At 66.0% G+C, this 17,099-nt stretch carries 18 protein-coding genes; all 18 read left to right on the top strand.

Going from position 1 to position 17,099, the window contains the following annotated elements:
- Nucleotides 1–16: 16 nt before the first annotated feature.
- On the top strand, nucleotides 17–766 hold the full coding sequence (locus A9977_RS09110) for an electron transfer flavoprotein subunit beta/FixA family protein (protein ID WP_026382504.1): 750 nt from the start codon (nucleotides 17–19) through the stop codon (nucleotides 764–766).
- A gap of 1 nt (nucleotide 767) precedes the next feature.
- Nucleotides 768–1,712 carry an electron transfer flavoprotein subunit alpha/FixB family protein gene (locus A9977_RS09105; RefSeq protein ID WP_026382503.1) on the top strand — a complete coding sequence of 315 codons (945 nt, stop codon included), beginning with the start codon at nucleotides 768–770 and terminating at the stop codon, nucleotides 1,710–1,712.
- A gap of 17 nt (nucleotides 1,713–1,729) precedes the next feature.
- A complete protein-coding gene (locus A9977_RS09100) occupies nucleotides 1,730–2,644 on the top strand; it encodes a LysR family transcriptional regulator (RefSeq protein WP_016452520.1) in 915 nt (304 codons plus the stop codon).
- 25 nt (nucleotides 2,645–2,669) lie between these two features.
- Nucleotides 2,670–2,897 (top strand): EexN family lipoprotein, encoded by a 228-nt coding sequence (locus A9977_RS09095; protein ID WP_016452519.1) that lies wholly within the window; start codon nucleotides 2,670–2,672, stop codon nucleotides 2,895–2,897.
- 217 nt (nucleotides 2,898–3,114) lie between these two features.
- Nucleotides 3,115–5,115, top strand: a complete 2,001-nt coding sequence (locus A9977_RS09090) for a conjugal transfer protein TraG (RefSeq protein WP_016452518.1) — start codon at nucleotides 3,115–3,117, stop codon at nucleotides 5,113–5,115.
- Entirely contained in the window at nucleotides 5,112–5,576 is a 465-nt protein-coding gene (locus A9977_RS09085; protein WP_016452517.1) for a hypothetical protein, read from the top strand. The genes A9977_RS09090 and A9977_RS09085 overlap by 4 nt, the downstream gene beginning before the upstream one ends.
- Nucleotides 5,573–6,610 carry a P-type conjugative transfer ATPase TrbB gene (gene trbB, locus A9977_RS09080; RefSeq protein WP_016452516.1) on the top strand — a complete coding sequence of 346 codons (1,038 nt, stop codon included), beginning with the start codon at nucleotides 5,573–5,575 and terminating at the stop codon, nucleotides 6,608–6,610. The genes A9977_RS09085 and trbB overlap by 4 nt, the downstream gene beginning before the upstream one ends.
- Nucleotides 6,607–6,999 (top strand): TrbC/VirB2 family protein, encoded by a 393-nt coding sequence (locus A9977_RS09075; protein ID WP_016452515.1) that lies wholly within the window; start codon nucleotides 6,607–6,609, stop codon nucleotides 6,997–6,999. Before trbB ends, A9977_RS09075 begins: the two co-directional genes overlap by 4 nt.
- A complete protein-coding gene (locus tag A9977_RS09070; RefSeq protein ID WP_016452514.1) occupies nucleotides 6,996–7,280 on the top strand; it encodes a VirB3 family type IV secretion system protein in 285 nt (94 codons plus the stop codon). Before A9977_RS09075 ends, A9977_RS09070 begins: the two co-directional genes overlap by 4 nt.
- A gap of 10 nt (nucleotides 7,281–7,290) precedes the next feature.
- Nucleotides 7,291–9,729, top strand: coding sequence for a conjugal transfer protein TrbE (gene trbE / locus A9977_RS09065; protein ID WP_016452513.1), 2,439 nt, complete (start codon nucleotides 7,291–7,293; stop codon nucleotides 9,727–9,729).
- The gene (gene trbJ / locus A9977_RS09060; protein WP_016452512.1) at nucleotides 9,726–10,454 is read left to right on the top strand and encodes a P-type conjugative transfer protein TrbJ; all 729 of its coding nucleotides are present in this window, start codon (nucleotides 9,726–9,728) and stop codon (nucleotides 10,452–10,454) included. Before trbE ends, trbJ begins: the two co-directional genes overlap by 4 nt.
- A gap of 12 nt (nucleotides 10,455–10,466) precedes the next feature.
- Nucleotides 10,467–11,801 carry a P-type conjugative transfer protein TrbL gene (gene trbL, locus A9977_RS09055; RefSeq protein ID WP_016452511.1) on the top strand — a complete coding sequence of 445 codons (1,335 nt, stop codon included), beginning with the start codon at nucleotides 10,467–10,469 and terminating at the stop codon, nucleotides 11,799–11,801.
- 18 nt (nucleotides 11,802–11,819) lie between these two features.
- Nucleotides 11,820–12,524: a conjugal transfer protein TrbF gene (gene trbF / locus A9977_RS09050; protein WP_016452510.1), complete on the top strand. Its 705-nt coding sequence runs from the start codon at nucleotides 11,820–11,822 to the stop codon at nucleotides 12,522–12,524.
- Nucleotides 12,521–13,513, top strand: coding sequence for a P-type conjugative transfer protein TrbG (gene trbG, locus A9977_RS09045; protein WP_016452509.1), 993 nt, complete (start codon nucleotides 12,521–12,523; stop codon nucleotides 13,511–13,513). Before trbF ends, trbG begins: the two co-directional genes overlap by 4 nt.
- Before the next feature lie 2 nt (nucleotides 13,514–13,515).
- Nucleotides 13,516–14,778: a TrbI/VirB10 family protein gene (locus A9977_RS09040; RefSeq protein ID WP_016452508.1), complete on the top strand. Its 1,263-nt coding sequence runs from the start codon at nucleotides 13,516–13,518 to the stop codon at nucleotides 14,776–14,778.
- On the top strand, nucleotides 14,775–15,017 hold the full coding sequence (locus A9977_RS09035) for a DUF2274 domain-containing protein (RefSeq protein WP_016452507.1): 243 nt from the start codon (nucleotides 14,775–14,777) through the stop codon (nucleotides 15,015–15,017). The genes A9977_RS09040 and A9977_RS09035 overlap by 4 nt, the downstream gene beginning before the upstream one ends.
- 607 nt (nucleotides 15,018–15,624) lie before the next feature.
- Nucleotides 15,625–16,527 carry a cysteine synthase CysM gene (cysM, locus tag A9977_RS09030; RefSeq protein ID WP_183024559.1) on the top strand — a complete coding sequence of 301 codons (903 nt, stop codon included), beginning with the start codon at nucleotides 15,625–15,627 and terminating at the stop codon, nucleotides 16,525–16,527.
- Nucleotides 16,528–16,536: 9 nt separating this feature from the next.
- Nucleotides 16,537–17,091: an NUDIX domain-containing protein gene (locus A9977_RS09025; RefSeq protein ID WP_183024558.1), complete on the top strand. Its 555-nt coding sequence runs from the start codon at nucleotides 16,537–16,539 to the stop codon at nucleotides 17,089–17,091.
- Nucleotides 17,092–17,099: the final 8 nt, after the last annotated feature.

Here is a 17,099-nt window from a genome sequence, read left to right as displayed (position 1 = left end):
GAAAGGAAACCCTCCCATGAAAATCCTGGTTCCCGTCAAGCGGGTGGTTGACTACAACGTCAAGGTCCGCGTCCAGAGCGATGGCAGCGGCGTGGACATCGCCAATGTCAAAATGAGCATGAACCCCTTCGACGAGATTGCCGTCGAAGAGGCTGTGCGGCTCAAGGAGAAAGGCGCGGCAACGGAGATCGTCGCCGTCTCGTGCGGCGTGTCCCAATGCCAGGAGACGCTGCGCACCGCCATGGCCATCGGTGCCGACCGCGGCATCCTGGTCGAGACCAATGAAGAACTGCAGCCGCTGGCCGTGGCTAAGCTGCTCAAGGCCCTGATCGACAATGAACAGCCCGGCCTCGTGATCCTGGGCAAGCAGGCCATCGACGACGACTGCAACCAGACCGGCCAGATGCTGGCGGCGCTGGCCGACCTGCCGCAAGCCACCTTCGCCTCCAAGGTCGAGATCGCCGGCGACAAGGCAGCCGTGACCCGCGAAGTGGACGGCGGCCTGGAAACCCTCAGCCTTACGCTGCCCGCCGTCATCACCGCCGACCTGCGCCTGAACGAGCCGCGCTACGTCACGCTGCCCAACATCATGAAGGCCAAGAAAAAGCCGCTGGACACCGTCAAGCCCGAAGACCTCGGCGTGGACGTGGCCCCGCGCCTGAAGAACTTGAAGGTCAGCGAACCCGCCAAGCGCGGCGCCGGCGTGAAGGTGGCCGACGTGGCCGCCCTGGTCGAGAAACTCAAGAACGAAGCGAAGGTGATCTGACATGACCGTACTCGTAATCGCTGAACACGACAACGCGACCATCAAGGGCGCGACGCTCAACACCGTGACGGCCGCCGCAGCCTGCGGCGGCGACGTGCACGTGCTGGTGGCCGGCCACAACGCCGGCGCTGCCGCACAGCAAGCCAGCCAGATCGCCGGCGTTGCCAAGGTCATCCACGCCGACGGCGCCAGCCTGGCCCACGGCCTCGCCGAGAACGTGGCCGCCCAGGTGCTGGCACTCCATGGCAGTGGTGCCGGCAACTACAGCCACATCCTGTTCCCCGCCACCGCCAGCGGCAAGAACGTGGCCCCGCGCGTGGCTGCCAAGCTCGACGTCGCCCAGATCAGCGACATCACCAAGGTCATCTCCGCCGATACCTTCGAGCGCCCCATCTACGCCGGCAACGCCATCGCCACCGTGCAGTCTGCTGATGCCGTGAAGGTCATCACCGTGCGCACCACCGGCTTTGACGCCGCCGCCGCCACGGGTGGCAGCGCCGCTGTCGAAACCGCTGCTGCGGCCGCCGACGCTGGCAAGAGCAGCTACGTGGGCAGCGAGATCGCCAAGAGCGACCGCCCCGAACTCACCGCCGCCAAGATCATCGTGTCTGGTGGCCGTGCGCTGGGCAGCAAGGAAAAGTTCGACGAAGTCATCACCCCCCTGGCCGACAAGCTGGGCGCTGCCATCGGCGCCAGCCGTGCTGCCGTGGATGCGGGCTACGCCCCCAACGACCTGCAAGTGGGCCAGACGGGCAAGATCGTCGCGCCGCAGTTGTACATTGCCGCCGGCATCTCGGGCGCCATCCAGCACCTGGCCGGCATGAAGGACTCCAAGGTGATCGTGGCGATCAACAAGGACCCCGAGGCCCCGATCTTCAGCGTGGCCGACTACGGGCTGGAGGCGGACCTTTTCGCAGTTGTGCCGGAATTCGTCAAGGCCTTTTAAATTGGATGAGATACACCATGGAGCTTCGGCATTTACGTTGCTTTATAGCGGTGGCCGAAGAACTTCACTTCGGCCGCGCAGCGGAAAAGCTGCACATCGATCAGTCCCCTTTGTCGCGCACCATCAAGGAGATAGAGGAAGAGCTCGGGGCGCAACTGTTCACGCGAACCACGCGAAGCACCCGCCTGACCTTTGCCGGAATGGCATTCCTGGAGCGGGTGCCGCGAATCTTCGAAGCTCTGAAACAGGCGTGTGACGGCGTCAAGTCCGCCGCCAGTGGGTTTCAGCGACAGTTGCGCATCGCTTTGTCCGATGGCATCACGCCCTCGCGAATGCCGACGCTGCTGGCACAGTGCCGAGCGGAAGATCCAGAGATTGATGTTCGGCTATTTGAGGTGCCGTTGGATCAACAGATCAAGGGTCTGCACGATGACCTGTATGACGTCGGCTTTTCGATGGCCGAAGAGGTGGGCGACGGCATTGTGGTCAGGCCTGCATGGGAAGACGAACTGATGGTGGCGGTCCCAGCTCGCCATCCTGTTCTGGCCCACAAGCACGTGCCGTTGGAAGAAGTGTTGCGCTATCCGCTGGCGCTATGCGATCCGGCGATATGCGAAGGCCATGCACGCCAAGTTGATCGCGTTTTGCAGCGCTACGAGCAACAGCCACTGATCGCCCAGCGCGTGGCGTCCTATGAGGTGATGATGACCTTGGTCTCAGCCGGATTGGCGCTCGGTTTGGCGGGCGCCGCGCACATTGCATCCGGCCGTGGGCCAGGTGTTGTGGCCCGGCGCTTGGCGGGCAAGCCGCAGATGCTGGCCACGTATCTGCTGCACCGTGACGTGGAGCCCTCCGAAATGCTGGCCCGGTTCATCGAACGAGTGGCCTCCATTGATTCGGCGGATGGCTCCAGCGCCGCCGAGGACTCCTGATCCACCTGCTGAAAGGACCCAAGCCATGACCCGATTCCTGCCGCTGCTGATGGTTGCCGCACTGACGGGCTGTGGACCATCCCAACCGACGGAAACCGTGGACTTCCTCGTTGCCCATCCCGAGCGCCTCAAAGAAGTCCAGCGCCTGTGCAAGGAAGACCGCGCGAAGGCAGGAGAAGAACTCTGCCGCCGTGCGGCCGAAGCCGCCAACCGGCGTTTCTTCGGCGATCGGCCGGAACAGCAATCCAAATAGCGCCCCGCGCCGTCGCCTGGCCGCGACAGAGTTCTTGCTGTTACCTCATCACGCCGCAGCGCGCTCGCGCATGCGGCATTTTTATTGCCTTCGCCACAGCAAGAAGTCTGGCCATTTTGGCCTGAATCCCCGCTATAACGGTCTTTGACCGACCTGCACGCTCGCCTTGATCCTCGGCACTACGGCATGTCCCTGTGCCGTAGCGGGAGGTTGGCCAATGCAAGGAACGAACGTGCTGTTCGGTCAGATTGCCGTTGTCTTCGGCATCGTGATCGCTGGCGTATGGAGCGCCACGCAATGGACAGCAGCGGCGCTGGGCTACCAGCTACGCCTGGGTTCGCCCTGGTTCGATTTCCTCGGCACGCCGGTCTATCACCCCTGGCGCCTGTTCGAGTGGTGGTTCTTCTTCGACGCCTACGCGCCGCATGTATTCGACGTGGGCGGTGCCATTGCCGCAGGCAGCGGCCTGATCGCGGTGGTGGTTGCCGTCGGCATGTCGATCTGGCGCTCGCGCCAGTCCAAGCTGGTCACGACCTACGGCACGGCGCGCTGGGCCAATGCGGAGGACATCCACAAGGCGAGTCTTGACCGGTCTGCGGGCGTATTCCTTGGCCTGCATCGCCAGCAGTACCTGCGGCACGAAGGCCCGGAGCATGTTCTGACCTTCGCGCCTACCCGCTCGGGCAAGGGCGTGGGCCTAGTGGTGCCCACCTTGTTGAGCTGGCCCGCATCGGCCGTCATTCACGACATCAAGGGCGAGAACTGGAGCATCACCGCTGGCTGGCGCTCGCGCTTCTCGCACTGCCTGCTGTTCAACCCGACCGATGCGAAGTCGGCGGCCTACAACCCGCTGCTGGAGGTGAGGCGCGGCGCGCACGAAGTGCGCGACGTGCAGAACATCGCAGACATTCTGGTCGATCCCGAAGGAGCACTGGAGCGGCGCAACCATTGGGAGAAGACCTCGCATGCGCTGCTGGTTGGGGCCATCCTGCATGTGCTCTACGCAGGCGAAGACAAGACGCTGCGCGGTGTCGCCAACTTCCTCAGCGACCCGGCCTGTCCCTTCGAGCTTACCCTGCATCGGATGATGACCACGCCGCACATCGGCGATGGACCGCATCTGGTGGTGGCATCGGCAGCGCGTGAAGTCCTGAACAAATCGGACAACGAGCGTTCCGGCGTGTTGAGCACCGCCATGTCATTCCTCGGCCTGTACCGAGACCCCACGGTGGCCGAAGTCACCTCGCGCTGCGACTGGCGCATTGCCGACCTGATCGCGGCCGAGCATCCCGTGTCGCTGTATCTCGTGGTGCCGCCTTCGGACATCAGCCGCACCAAACCGCTGATCCGCCTGATCCTCAACCAAATCGGGCGGCGGCTGACGGAATCACTCGATGGCAGCGATGGCATCCAGCGCCGTCACAAGCTGTTGCTGATGCTCGATGAATTCCCGGCGCTTGGGCGCCTGGACTTCTTCGAGACGGCGCTGGCCTTCATGGCGGGCTACGGCATCCGCAGCTTCCTGATCGCGCAGTCGCTCAATCAGATCGACAAAGCCTACGGCCAGAACCATTCCATCCTCGACAACTGCCATGTGCGCGTGACGTTCGCCACCAACGACGAGCGCACGGCCAAGCGGATTTCCGAAACCCTTGGCACCGCTACCGAGCTGCGCGCGCAGCGCAACTACGCGGGACATCGACTCGCACCGTGGCTGGGGCACCTAATGGTGTCGAGACAAGAAACCGCCCGCCCGCTGCTCACGCCGGGCGAGGTGATGCAGCTGCCGCCCGATGAGGCGGTGGTGATGGTTTCCAGCGTCGCGCCGATCAAGGCCAAGAAGCTGCGCTACTACTCTGACGCGAACTTCCAGCGGCGCGTGCTGCCGCCTCCTGTACTCGTTGCGGGGCGCTACGCCGACGTGCCTCCCTTACGGCCCGACGACTGGAGCGGGCTGACGGTTCCTCCCGTTCCGGTGGCGCCTGCAACCGAAGCCGTTGAAGGCTTCCCCTCTGCCGCTGACGACGGCGGCCCGCGTCGCCAACCCGAACTCTCCGAAGCCGCCGCCTACGACCCCGACCTGGCTGCGCCTGCAGCCGACCTCGGGCTGCTCGATGACGATGACATGCAGCTTCCCCTTCCTCGCCAGCTCGACCCGGCCCTGCAGCGCACGGCCCGGCTGGCTTCCCTTGACCCTGACGACGGAATCGACCTATGACCCAACACCGCCTCAATGTGTTCATCCAGCCGGAGCACAGCAAGCGGCTCGATGAACTGGCCGCCAAGAAGGGCGTGTCCAAGTCCAGCATCGTCGCGGCGGCCCTGGCCTCCTGGCTGTCGCCCGATGCGGCCGACCAGCGCGAGGCGGCGATTGCCAAGCGACTGGATCGCCTGTCGCGCCACGCCGAGCGTCTGGAGCGCGACCAGAACATTGCCATCGAAACATTGGCGCTGTTCATCCGCTATTTCCTCACTGTGAGCACGCCCGTGCCCGAGGCCCATCAGGACGCCGCTCGCGCCCAGGGCAAGGCCCGCTTCGAGCAGTTCGTCGAACAGCTCGGACGGCATTTGCTGCGCGGGCGCAGCCTGGTGCGGGATGTGGTGGAGGAACTGCACCCCGATCCGACGCGATCGGAGGGCGCGGCGGCCGCTGCAGATGCCCAGGAGCGTGCCTTATGAGCGCCGTTCTTTCCTCCTTCACGGCCACCTCGCTGGATCGCCGCATTCAGATGCTACGCACGGCCATGGGGCCGCTGATCGCCGCCGCGCTCGAAGACCCGGACGTGGTGGAAATCATGCTCAACCCCGACCGCACGCTCTGGGTGGATCGTCTGTCCACGGGCCGCGCCCCGATGGGCGAGGAGCTGTCCGAGGCTGATGGCGAACGCATCATCCGTCTCGTGGCCGCCCACGTCGGCGCCGAGGTGCATCGCGGCCAGCCGCTTTTGACGGCAGAGCTGCCCGAGACCGGCGAACGCTTCGAGGGCATCCTGCCGCCCGCTGCACCGGGGCCAGCCTTCGCCTTGCGCAAGCGTGCCTTTGGTGTGATCCCGCTGTCGCGCTACATCGAGGACGGGATGATGACCGCCGCACAGGCTGGTTTGCTGGTGCGCGCCGTGCGCGAGCGCCAGAACATCCTGATCGCGGGCGGCACCAGCACCGGCAAGACCACCTTGGCGAATGCGCTGCTGGCCGAAATCGCCGCCACGGGCGACCGCGTGCTGGTGCTCGAAGACACGGTGGAGCTGCAATGCGCGGCGCGCGATCACGTACCGCTGCGCACGCGCCAGGGCGTCGTGTCCATGACCGAGCTGGTGCGTTCGTCCATGCGCCTGCGCCCGGATCGTGTGGTCGTCGGCGAGGTGCGCGGCGCCGAGGCACTGGATCTCATCAAGGTCTGGGGCACCGGCCACCCCGGCGGCATCGCCACGATCCACGCCGGCTCCGCGCTGGGCGCGCTGCTGCGCCTGGAGCAACTGATTCTCGAAGTGGCGGTGAACCCGCCCCGTGCGCTGATCGCGGAAGCGGTCAACGTGGTCATCCACATTGCCGGGCGCGGACGCAAGCGCCGCATCGAGAGCATCGCTCGGGTCGTCGGCTTCGACGGCTCGGGCTACCAACTGGCGGATGCGCTGGAGGCTCCATTCCCGGAGCTGCTGCCGCAGTCCGACCTTTCTTCCGTGTCCCCTGATCAACCTGGAGAACTGCCATGACGCAGATGATCGTTCCTGCTTTCCGTATTTCTGTAAACCCGCTTGCCCTGCGCTGCCACCCCGCGCGGCTGGATGGCTTGGCGCGCCCGGCCCTGCAGGGTCTGATGCTCGCGGCGCTGATGCTGCTGCTCGCAGGCACCGCGCAGGCCGCAGGTTCCTCGATGCCCTGGGAGGGGCCGCTGCAATCCATCCTGGAGTCGATCCAGGGTCCGGTGGCCCGGATCATCGCGGTCATCATCATCATCGCCACGGGCCTGGCGCTGGCCTTCGGCGATACCTCGGGCGGGTTCCGCAAGCTGATCCAGATCGTCTTCGGTCTGTCGATCGCGTTTGCCGCGTCCTCGTTCTTCCTGTCGTTCTTCAGCTTCTCGGGCGGGGCCGTCGTATGAACGCGGCCCACGATGGCGTGCAGGGGTTCGCTCCAGGTTTCGAGGTGCCCCTGCATCGCTCGCTGACCGAGCCGATCCTGCTGGGCGGCGCGCCGCGCACAGTGGCGATTGCCAATGGCACCTTGGCCGCCGCCGTGGGCTTGGGCCTGCAACTGTGGATTCCGGGCGTGGTGCTCTGGATCGCCGGCCATGCGCTGGCGGTCTGGGGTGCGCGTGTCGATCCGCAGTTCATGCAGGTCTTCGCGCGCCACATCAAGCACCGGCCGCTGCTGGACGTGTGAGGGGAATGCCATGCTGAACCTTGCCGAATACCGCCAGCGGCCGGCGCTGCTGGCCGACTGGCTGCCTTGGGCCGGGCTGATCGCGCCGGGCGTCGTGCTGAACAAGGATGGCGCCTTCCAGCGCACGGCGCGCTTTCGGGGGCCTGACCTCGACAGCGCGACGCAGGGCGAGTTGATCTCCACGTCGGCGCGGCTGAACAACGCGCTGCGCCGCCTGAGCTCGGGCTGGGCGCTGTTCATCGAAGCCGAGCGCCGGCCCGCGGCCAGCTACCCGCACTCGGAGTTTCCTGAGCCGCTGTCCTGGCTGGTGGACGAGGAGCGCCGCGCCGCCTTCGAGGACTCGGGCAACCATTTCGAGAGTGGCTACCACCTCACGCTGGTGTACCTGCCGGCCGAGGAGTCGCGCGCCCGCGCAGCAGGGCTGCTCTATGAGAACCGACCCACCGAAGGCGTGGATTGGCGCGAGCGCCTAACTGCCTTCGTCGCGGAGACGGATCGCATCTTTGACCTGCTCGATGGCGTGATGCCGGAGATCGTCTGGCTCGATGACAGCCAGACGCTGACCTACCTGCATGCCACCGTTTCAACGCGGCGTTACCGCGTGGGCGTGCCCGAGGTGCCATTCCACCTCGACGCTCTGCTAGCCGACGCGCCGCTGATCGGCGGCCTGGCACCGATGCTGGGCGACCAGCATCTGCGCGTGGCGACGGTGCGCGGTTTCCCGACCTCGACCTGGCCGGGGATTCTGGACGACCTCAACCGCCTGGGATTTGGGTATCGCTGGAGCACGCGCTTTCTGTGCCTCGACAAATCCGAGGCGGAACGGGAGTTGGGGCGCTTGCGCCGCCAGTGGTTCGCCAAGCGCAAGAACGTCATCGCGCTGCTGCGCGAGACGATCTTCCAGCAAGAAAGCCCGCTGGTCGATACCGACGCCAGCAACAAGGCCACCGATGCCGATGCCGCCTTGCAGGAGCTGGGCAGCGATCAAGTGGCCTTCGGCTACGTGACAGCGACCGTCACCGTCATGGACGCGGATGCCGCCGTGGCCGACGAGAAGCTGCGCAGGGTGGAGCGCGTCATCCAGGGGCGTGGCTTCGTCACCATCCCCGAAACGCTCAACGCCGTGGATGCGTGGCTGTCGTCCATTCCGGGTCATGCCTACGCGAACGTGCGCCAGCCCATTGTCTCCACGTTGAACCTGGCGCACCTGATGCCGGTGTCGGCGGTATGGGCCGGGCCGGAGAAGAACGCGCACCTCGACGGCCCGCCGCTGATCGTCACGCGCACTGAGGGCGCGACGCCGTTCCGGCTGGTGACGCACATCGGCGACGTGGGCCACACGCTGGTGGCTGGTCCTACGGGCATGGGCAAGTCGGTGCTGCTCGCCACATTGGCGATGCAGTTTCGGCGCTATCGCGGCTCGCGCATCTTTGCCTTCGACATGGGACGCTCGATGCGCGCCACCATCCTCGGGCTGGGTGGCGAGCACTACGACCTCGGGATGGATGGCGAGATCGCGTTTCAGCCTCTCGCCCGCATCGACCGCGAGGGCTACCGCACCTGGGCCGCCGAATGGATCGAAGGGCGCTTGCGGCATGAGGGTGTAGCCGTCGGCCCCGAAGAGAAGGCCGCCATCTGGTCGGCGCTCGGCAGTCTCGCCGGTGCGCCGGTGGAGCAGCGCACGATGACCGGCCTGTCGGTGCTGCTGCAATCGAATGCGCTGCGCCAGGCGCTCGCGCCGTACGTGCTGGGCGGCGCCCACGGCAAGCTGCTGGATGCGGATTCGGATCGCCTGGGCGCCGGCTCCGTGCAGTGCTTCGAGATGGAGGAACTGATGCACAGCAAGGCCGCCGTCATGGCCGTGCTGCATTACCTCTTTGCGCGCTTCGATGAACGCTTCGACGGTGCGCCCACGCTGCTGATCCTCGATGAAGCGTGGCTGTTCCTCGATGACCCGGTGTTTGCGGCGCGCATCCGCCAATGGCTCAAGACGCTGCGCAAGAAGAACGTGAGCGTCATCTTCGCCACGCAGAGCCTGGCGGACATCAAGGATTCGAGCATCGCGCCCGCAATCATCGAGAGCTGCGCGAGCCGCATCTTCCTGCCCAACCCACAGGCGACCGAGCCGCAGATCAGGGTTATCTACGAAGGCTTCGGGCTGAACTCGCGCCAGATCGAGATCGTGGCGACCGCGCAGCCCAAGCGCGACTACTACTACCAATCCCGACTCGGCAACCGCCTGTTCGACCTCGACCTGGGCGCCGCGACGCTGGCCTTTGCGGGCACGTCCACGCCGCAAGACCAGCGCGACATCGACGCGGTGCTCGCTGCCGCTTCATCCGCTTCCACCCCGTTCGTAGCCGCGTGGCTGCGCCATCGCGGCCTGAATTGGGCCGCCGACCTGCTGTCCTCGTTCCCGTCCACCCATCTCCAGGAGAACCCATCATGAAAAAGCGTCTTCTCGCCGCCGCCGTCGCGGCCATGCTTTGCACCGCTACCGCCGTGCAGGCGCAATGGGTCGTGATCGACCCCACGAACCTCGTGCAGAACACGCTGACCGCGATCCGCACGCTGGAGCAGATCAACAACCAGATCAAGCAGCTCCAGAACGAAGCGCAGATGCTCATCAACCAGGCGCGCAACCTGGCCAGTCTGCCATCCAGCGTGGTCGGCCAGCTGCGCGCCAATCTGGCGACCACCCAGCGGCTGATCGCGCAGGCCAAGGGCTTGGCCTATGACGTGACGAATCTGGATCGGGAATTCCAGCGCCTGTACCCCGAGCAATACGCCGCCACCGTGAGCGGCAACCAGATGTACCGCGACGCGCAGGAACGCTGGAAGAACACGCTCGATGGCCTGCAGACCACCATGCAGATGCAGGCTCAGGCATCGCAGAACCTGAGCGACGACGAAGGCGTGCTGGCCGACCTCGTGGGCAAGAGCCAATCGGCGGTGGGCGCTTTGCAGGCGATGCAGGCCACGAACCAGTTGCTGGCCCTGCAGGCCAAGCAGTCGATCCAAACGCAGCGGCTGCAGATCACGCAGGATCGCGCGGGCTCGCTGGAACTGGCGCGGCAGGCCGCCGCCGTGGAGCGGGGCCGCGAGGTGAACCGGCGCTTCCTGGGTGAGGGCACGCCGTACACGCCGCGGTCCGTCGATTTCTACAGTCGTTGACGGAGCCAGGCCATGAACGACGTTTCGGTCATTGACCGCTTCCTCGACATCTTCTCGCGCTACATCGACTCGGGCTTCGGACTGTTGCATGGCGAGGTGGCGTTCCTGACCGCAACGTTGATCGTCATCGACATGACGCTCGCCGGGCTGTTCTGGGCGATGGGGCATGCCACCGGCCAGGGCGAGGACGTGATCGCCAAGCTGATCCGCAAGGTGCTGTACGTGGGTGCCTTCGCCTACATCATCGGCAATTTCAACACCCTGGCGGGCATCCTGTTCCGCTCATTCGCCGGGCTGGGCCTGACGGCCAGCGGCTCGACCTTGAGCATGGGCAACTTCCTGCAGCCGGGACGGTTGGCCAAGGCCGGTATCGACGCAGCGGCGCCCATCCTCGACCAGATCCGGGAGATGGCGGGCTTCCCGGAGGTCTTCATCCACATCGCGCCCATCGTCGTGCTATTTCTCGCTTGGCTGGTGGTCATCGTCAGCTTCTTCGTGCTGGCGGTGCAACTCTTCGTCACGTTGATCGAGTTCAAGCTGACCACGCTGGCGGGCTTCGTGCTGGTGCCGTTTGCCCTCTGGAACAAGACAGCGTTTATGGCCGAGAAGGTGCTGGGCAACGTGGTGTCCTCGGGCATCAAGGTGCTGGTGCTCGCCGTCGTCGTGGGTATCGGCTCAGGGCTGTTCGCCGAATTCAGGATACCGCCCGGTTCCGAGCCGTCCATCGACCAGGCGCTGGTCATCATGCTGGCCTCATTGTCCATGCTGGCCCTGGGCATCTTTGGGCCGGGCATTGCGACAGGCTTGGTGTCCGGTGGGCCACAGCTCGGCGCGGGCGCGATGGCCGGTGCTGCCATCGGCGCAGCCGGAACCGCCGTGGCGGTCGGTGCCGCGGCTACCGGCGTCGGAAGCGCAGTGGCGGCCGGGGCACGCATGGCACCCGCCGCCGCCCGCTCGATGGCATCGACCGCCAGCAGCGCCAAGTCGACGTACCAGGCGGGCTCCACTTCGGCCGGTGGCGGCCTGAAGGGTGCCGCCGCCGGCGTGGGCAATGTTGCCAAGACCGGCGCGCAGGCGGCCGGGCAGAAAGTCGCCGATGGGGCGCGGTCGATGAAGGAACGCATGGCGGCGGCCTTTCGGCCCGATGACGCGCCGGCCTCCGGCGCCGCGCACGCCGACCCTGACGCTAGCGGATCGGCTCCGTCTGCCGAACAACCCGCCTGGGCCAAGCGCCTGCACCGCAGGCAGCAACTCACCCATGCCGCGACGACCGCCGCCCACACGCTGCGCGGCGGCGACGGCGGCAGCTCCAGCCAGGGGCCAAGCCTGCGTGATTCCGATTCCTGATCTTGAAGGAGAACTCCCATGCGATTCAAAAGACCGCAGGTGCGCTATGCCAACACACCGCAGCCTGCTACCCCGTACCAATCCGCCGCCCAGGCCTGGGACGAGCGCATCGGCTCGGCCCGCGTACAGGCGAAGAACTGGCGGTTCATGGCCTTCGGCTGCCTCACTTTGGCCGTACTGATGGCCGGTGGCCTGGTCTGGCGTTCCGCGCAGTCCATCGTCACCCCCTACGTCATCGAGGTGGACAACTCGGGTCAGGTGCGCGCTGTCGGCGAAGCGGCCACGCCGTACCGGCCCAGCGATGCGCAGATTGCTTACCACCTCGGCCGCTTCATCGGTCTGGTGCGCTCGCTGTCCATCGACCCCATCGTGGTGCGGCAGAACTGGCTCGATGCCTATGACTACACGACCGACAAAGGCGCCGTGGTGCTCAACGAGTACGCCCGCGTGAACGATCCGTTCGCGCGTATCGGCAAGGAGTCGGTGACGGTGCAGATCAGCAGCGTGACCCGCGCCAGCGACACGTCGTTCAACGTGCGCTGGACGGAGACGCGCTTCGTCAACGGCGCGCTGGATCGCACCGAACGCTGGAACGCCGTGGTGTCCATCGTGCAGCAGACGCCGCGCACCGAGCAGCGCGTGCGCAAAAACCCCCTGGGCATCTACGCCAACGGGCTGTCGTGGAGCCGCGAACTGGAAGCGAACGAAGGAGCAAAACCATGAATGATCTTTTCCGTAAATCCGCCTTGCCGATCATGCTGCTTGCCCTCACGGGCTGCGCTACGCAGGGCAAGCCGCCGCCGTCCATCTCGCTCGATGAGCCGGTGCAGGCCCAGCCGCTGCCGGAGCCGCCTACGCCTGTGGAGGTAGTGGCTGTGCCGCAGGTGCTGCCGATGCCAGCGCAGATGAAACCTGTGCCGGATGCCAAGTCCGTCGCAGAACCCGCCGATGAAACCGTGCGCGTGTCTCGCGCCAACGCCGAGGCGCGTATTGCGCCCACGCGCGAGGGCTACGTCAACGCGATTCAAGTGTGGCCCTTCACAGATGGCGCGCTGTATCAGGTCTATGCGGCCGTGGGCCGCGTGACGGTGATCGCGCTCCAGCCTGGTGAGGAGCTGGTGACGGTGGCTGCTGGCGACACGGTTCGCTGGATCGTCGGGGACACGTCGAGCGGCAGCGGCGATGCGCTGCGCGTCAATGTGATGGTCAAACCGATCCGCTCGGGGTTGAAGACCAACCTAGTCATCACCACCAGCCGGCGCACCTACCTGCTGGAGCTGACTTCGACCGAGAAGACGTGGATGGCGTCGTTGTCCTGGGAGTACCCGAAGGACAAGATGCTGGCCCTGCAGCGCCAGGCGCAAGCGGCCAGCGCCGTCGCGCCGGTCGATAGCGGCCTGTCGCTGGAGAAGATCCGCTTCCGCTACGCGGTCAGCGGCAGCAATCCGCCGTGGAAGCCGCTGCGCGCCTTCGATGACGGCGGGAAGGTCTACATCCAGTTCCCGCCGGGCATCGCGCAGGGCGAGCTGCCGCCGCTGTTCGTCATCGGCGCGCAGGGCGACGGGCAGTTGGTGAACTACCGTTTTCGGTCGCCGTATTACATCGTGGATCGCCTGTTCGGTGCGGCCGAACTGCGCCTGGGCGGAGACAAGGGCGATGTGGTGCGGATCGAGCGCACCGATGGCGTTTCCGGTGGCACGCGGAGGAACTGACCATGAGCCAGGACGACACTCGCGATCTTGGCACGCCACAGGCGGGCAAGGTCGCGCCCGAGGCGGTGGCGCTGCGCGCCCAGCCGCGCCCGGTCACACGCCTGAATCGGCGCACCTTGGCCATGCTCACGGGCGGCCTGTCGGTCGCCGTGCTAGGGGCCACGATCTGGTCATTGCAGCCACATCGGCGCGGCGCAGGCGAGCAGACCGAGCTTTACAACGTGGATCGCGTCTCGAAGTCCGAGGGGCTGGATGGCCTGCCTTCGGATTACTCCAAGCTGCGGAAGGTGCCGGAGCTGGGGCCGCCGCTGCCGGGCGATCTCGGCCCTGCCATCGTGAAGGCGCAGCAGCCGGTGACACCCACGTATGCGCCACCGGGCCACGACCCGGAGGACGCTCGGCGCAAGGAAGCCGAAGCGGCAGCGGCTTCCTCGGTGTTCTTCCATTCTGGTACGCCCGGCAAGACCGCAGCGCCAGCGACTGCGCAAGCGGCTGGCCCGGCATCGACCTTGGCGGGCTTCGACCCGCTGGCCGCTGGGCCGGCCTCGACGGCTGCCCAGCCTGCCGACCCGACCGCCGTGCAGAACCGGCAAGACCAGAAAGAGGCTTTCCTGAAAGGCGGTTCTACGGAAACCCGCAATTCTGGCAATCTGCAAATGCCAGCCTCGCCGTACCAGATGATGGCCGGGACGGTGATCGCCGGGGCGCTGGTGACAGGCATCAAGTCGGACCTGCCGGGCGACGTGATTGGCACGGTGACGGAGCCGGTCTACGACTCGGCCACGGGCAAGTTTCTGTTGATCCCTCAGGGCTCGCGCCTCATGGGCAAGTACAACAGCCAGATGAGCTATGGGCAGAGCCGCGTGCAGGTGGTGTGGAACCGCATTATCTTGCCGGATACGTCTTCGCTGAAGCTCGACAACCTCGCGGGCGCCGACCCGGCCGGCTACTCCGGCCTGGAGGATGGCGTCGATTGGCACTGGGATCGCGTCTTTGCCGGTGCGGCGCTGACGACACTGCTGGGCGTGGGCGCGGAGCTGGCCGCGCCGGAGAACCGGCAGAACGGCAACCGCATCGTGATTGCCGGGCGCGACAGCGCGCAGGACAGCATCAATCAGGTCGGCCAGGAGATGACCCGGCGCAACATGAACATTCAGCCGACCTTGACGGAGCGGCCGGGCCTGCCGGTGCGGATCATCGTCAACCGCGATCTGGTGTTGCGACCGTACCAGCCGATGTTCTTCCAGCGGGGGGCGATGCGATGAGCACGACGAAGAAATTGCGGCTGGGGCCGCTGCCCAAGCTGGAGTCCACGAAGCTAACCTTTGCGTGCTCGGTCAGCCTGAAAGCCGACCTTGACCGCTATGCCGCGCTGTACGCGCAGGCGTATGGGGAGGCGGTCGATGCCACGATGCTGATCCCGTACATGCTGGAAACCTTCATGGCGGGGGATCGAGGATTCAAGCGCACGCAGACCAAGAACGAAAAAGCCGCCTCTGCTTGACAGAGGCGGCTCTTGAATTGGTGCCCGAGGCCGGAATCGAACCGGCACGCCTTGCGGCGGGGGATTTTCTTCCCACTTCGGCTTTCGCCGCCGCCGTCTCCGAAGAAACGGCGTTCGTGGGCTGGAGCACGCCTTCACCATAGCCTTTCGGCCGTAGGTGCCCGCCGTCTGCTCTCTACACCTTCCGAGGAGCCTTTCGGCTCCAGGGCTTGGCTCGGTATTAGCTCGGACTTGCGTCCAGGGCCTTCGCCGAGTTTGACGGGCTTCACCTCTGGGGTTTCCCCCGGAGGGCTCAAATTTGGTCTGAGTCCCCTGCGTCTACCAATTTCACCACTCGGGCATGACGCACGATGCTACTTCAACTATCTACTCCTCACTGGGAGCCAGCTTGCATCGTCCTGGCTCCTAGCTGACTCCTGGCTCGAAATGCAGGCATCTCGATCAAGAGGCGATTTATCACTCAATCCCTTGTCCCATGCGGCTTGGCAGGCAGTGACCTCAAGCAAGAACTACGTAGAAGTCCCTATTTTTGAGTCCCCTGCGTCTACCAATTTCACCACCCGGGCACGGAAGGAGAGAAGCTCAAAATTATGGCACAGTGCTCAGCATGAAATACCCGACCATCGAAGATGCCATCGGCAAGACGCCGCTGGTGGCACTGCAGCGCATTGGCGCCGCGGACAACGTACGGCGCGGTAACGTGATCCTGGGCAAGCTGGAAGGCAACAACCCGGCCGGTTCCGTGAAGGACCGGCCCGCCCTGTCGATGATCCGGCGCGCCGAGGAGCGCGGCGAGATCAAGCCCGGCGACACGCTGATCGAGGCCACCTCCGGCAACACCGGCATCGCGCTGGCCATGGCCGCGGCCATCAAGGGCTACCGCATGGTGCTGATCATGCCGGAGGACCTGTCGATCGAACGCGCCCAGACCATGAAGGCCTTCGGTGCCGAACTCGTGCTCACGCCCAAGAGCGGCGGCATGGAGTACGCGCGCGACCTGGCCGACCAGATGGTCGCGCAGGGCAAGGGCCGCGTGCTTGACCAGTTCGCCAACCCCGACAACCCGCGCATCCACTACGAGACCACCGGCCCCGAGATCTGGGCCGACACCCATGGCAAGGTCACGCATTTCGTGAGCGCCATGGGCACCACCGGCACCATCACCGGGGTGTCGCGCTTCCTCAAGGAGAAGAACCCCGCGGTGCAGATCGTGGGCGCGCAGCCCGAGGACGGCTCGCGCATCCCGGGCATCCGCAAGTGGCCGCAGGAATACATGCCCAAGATCTTCGACCCGAGCCGGGTCGACCAGGTGGTCAACGTGAGCCAGGACAACGCCGAGGACATGGCGCGGCGCCTGGCCCGCGAAGAGGGCATCTTCGGCGGCATCTCGGCCGCCGGCGCGCTGTGGGCGGCGCTCGAGATCGCCAAGACGGTGGAGAACGCGACCATCGTGTTCGTGGTCTGCGACCGCGGCGACCGCTACCTGTCGACCGGCGTGTTCCCCGCCTGATCGCGCCCGATGGTCTTCGTCCCCACCTTCTGCCCGGCCTGCGCGACACCGCTGGCCCACATCGAACAGCACGAGGACAGCGGCCTCACCACGCGCCTGCGCTGCCCGAACTGCGACTGGACGCACTGGAACAACCCGACGCCGGTGCTGGCCGCGATCGTCGAGTACCGCGGGCAGGTGCTGCTGGCGCGCAACGCCGCCTGGCAGCACAAGATGTACGCGCTGATCACCGGCTTCATGGAGGCCGGCGAAACGCCGCAGGAGGGCATCGCGCGCGAGGTCAAGGAGGAAACCAACCTCGACGCGAGCGCGGTGGCGCTGGTCGGCGTCTACGACTTCCAGCGCATGAACCAGGTCATCATCGCCTACCACGTGGTGGCCGACGGCGAGGTCCGGCTCTCGCCCGAACTGGTCGACTACCGGCTCTACGACCTGCCGGACCTCAAGTGCTGGCCGGCGGGCACCGGCTACGCGCTGGCCGACTGGCTGCGCACCCGCGGGCACGAGCCCGCCTTCGTCGAATGGCCCCGCCCGGCGGTCGCGCCCGCCGACCAGGCGACCTAGAATCGCGA

Origin of the sequence: Variovorax sp. UMC13 (assembly GCF_014170375.1) — a bacterium.
In the GTDB taxonomy this organism is placed as follows: domain Bacteria; phylum Pseudomonadota; class Gammaproteobacteria; order Burkholderiales; family Burkholderiaceae_C; genus Variovorax.
Note: the sequence above shows the minus strand (reverse complement) of the source record. Positions and strands in the feature narration are given on the sequence as shown.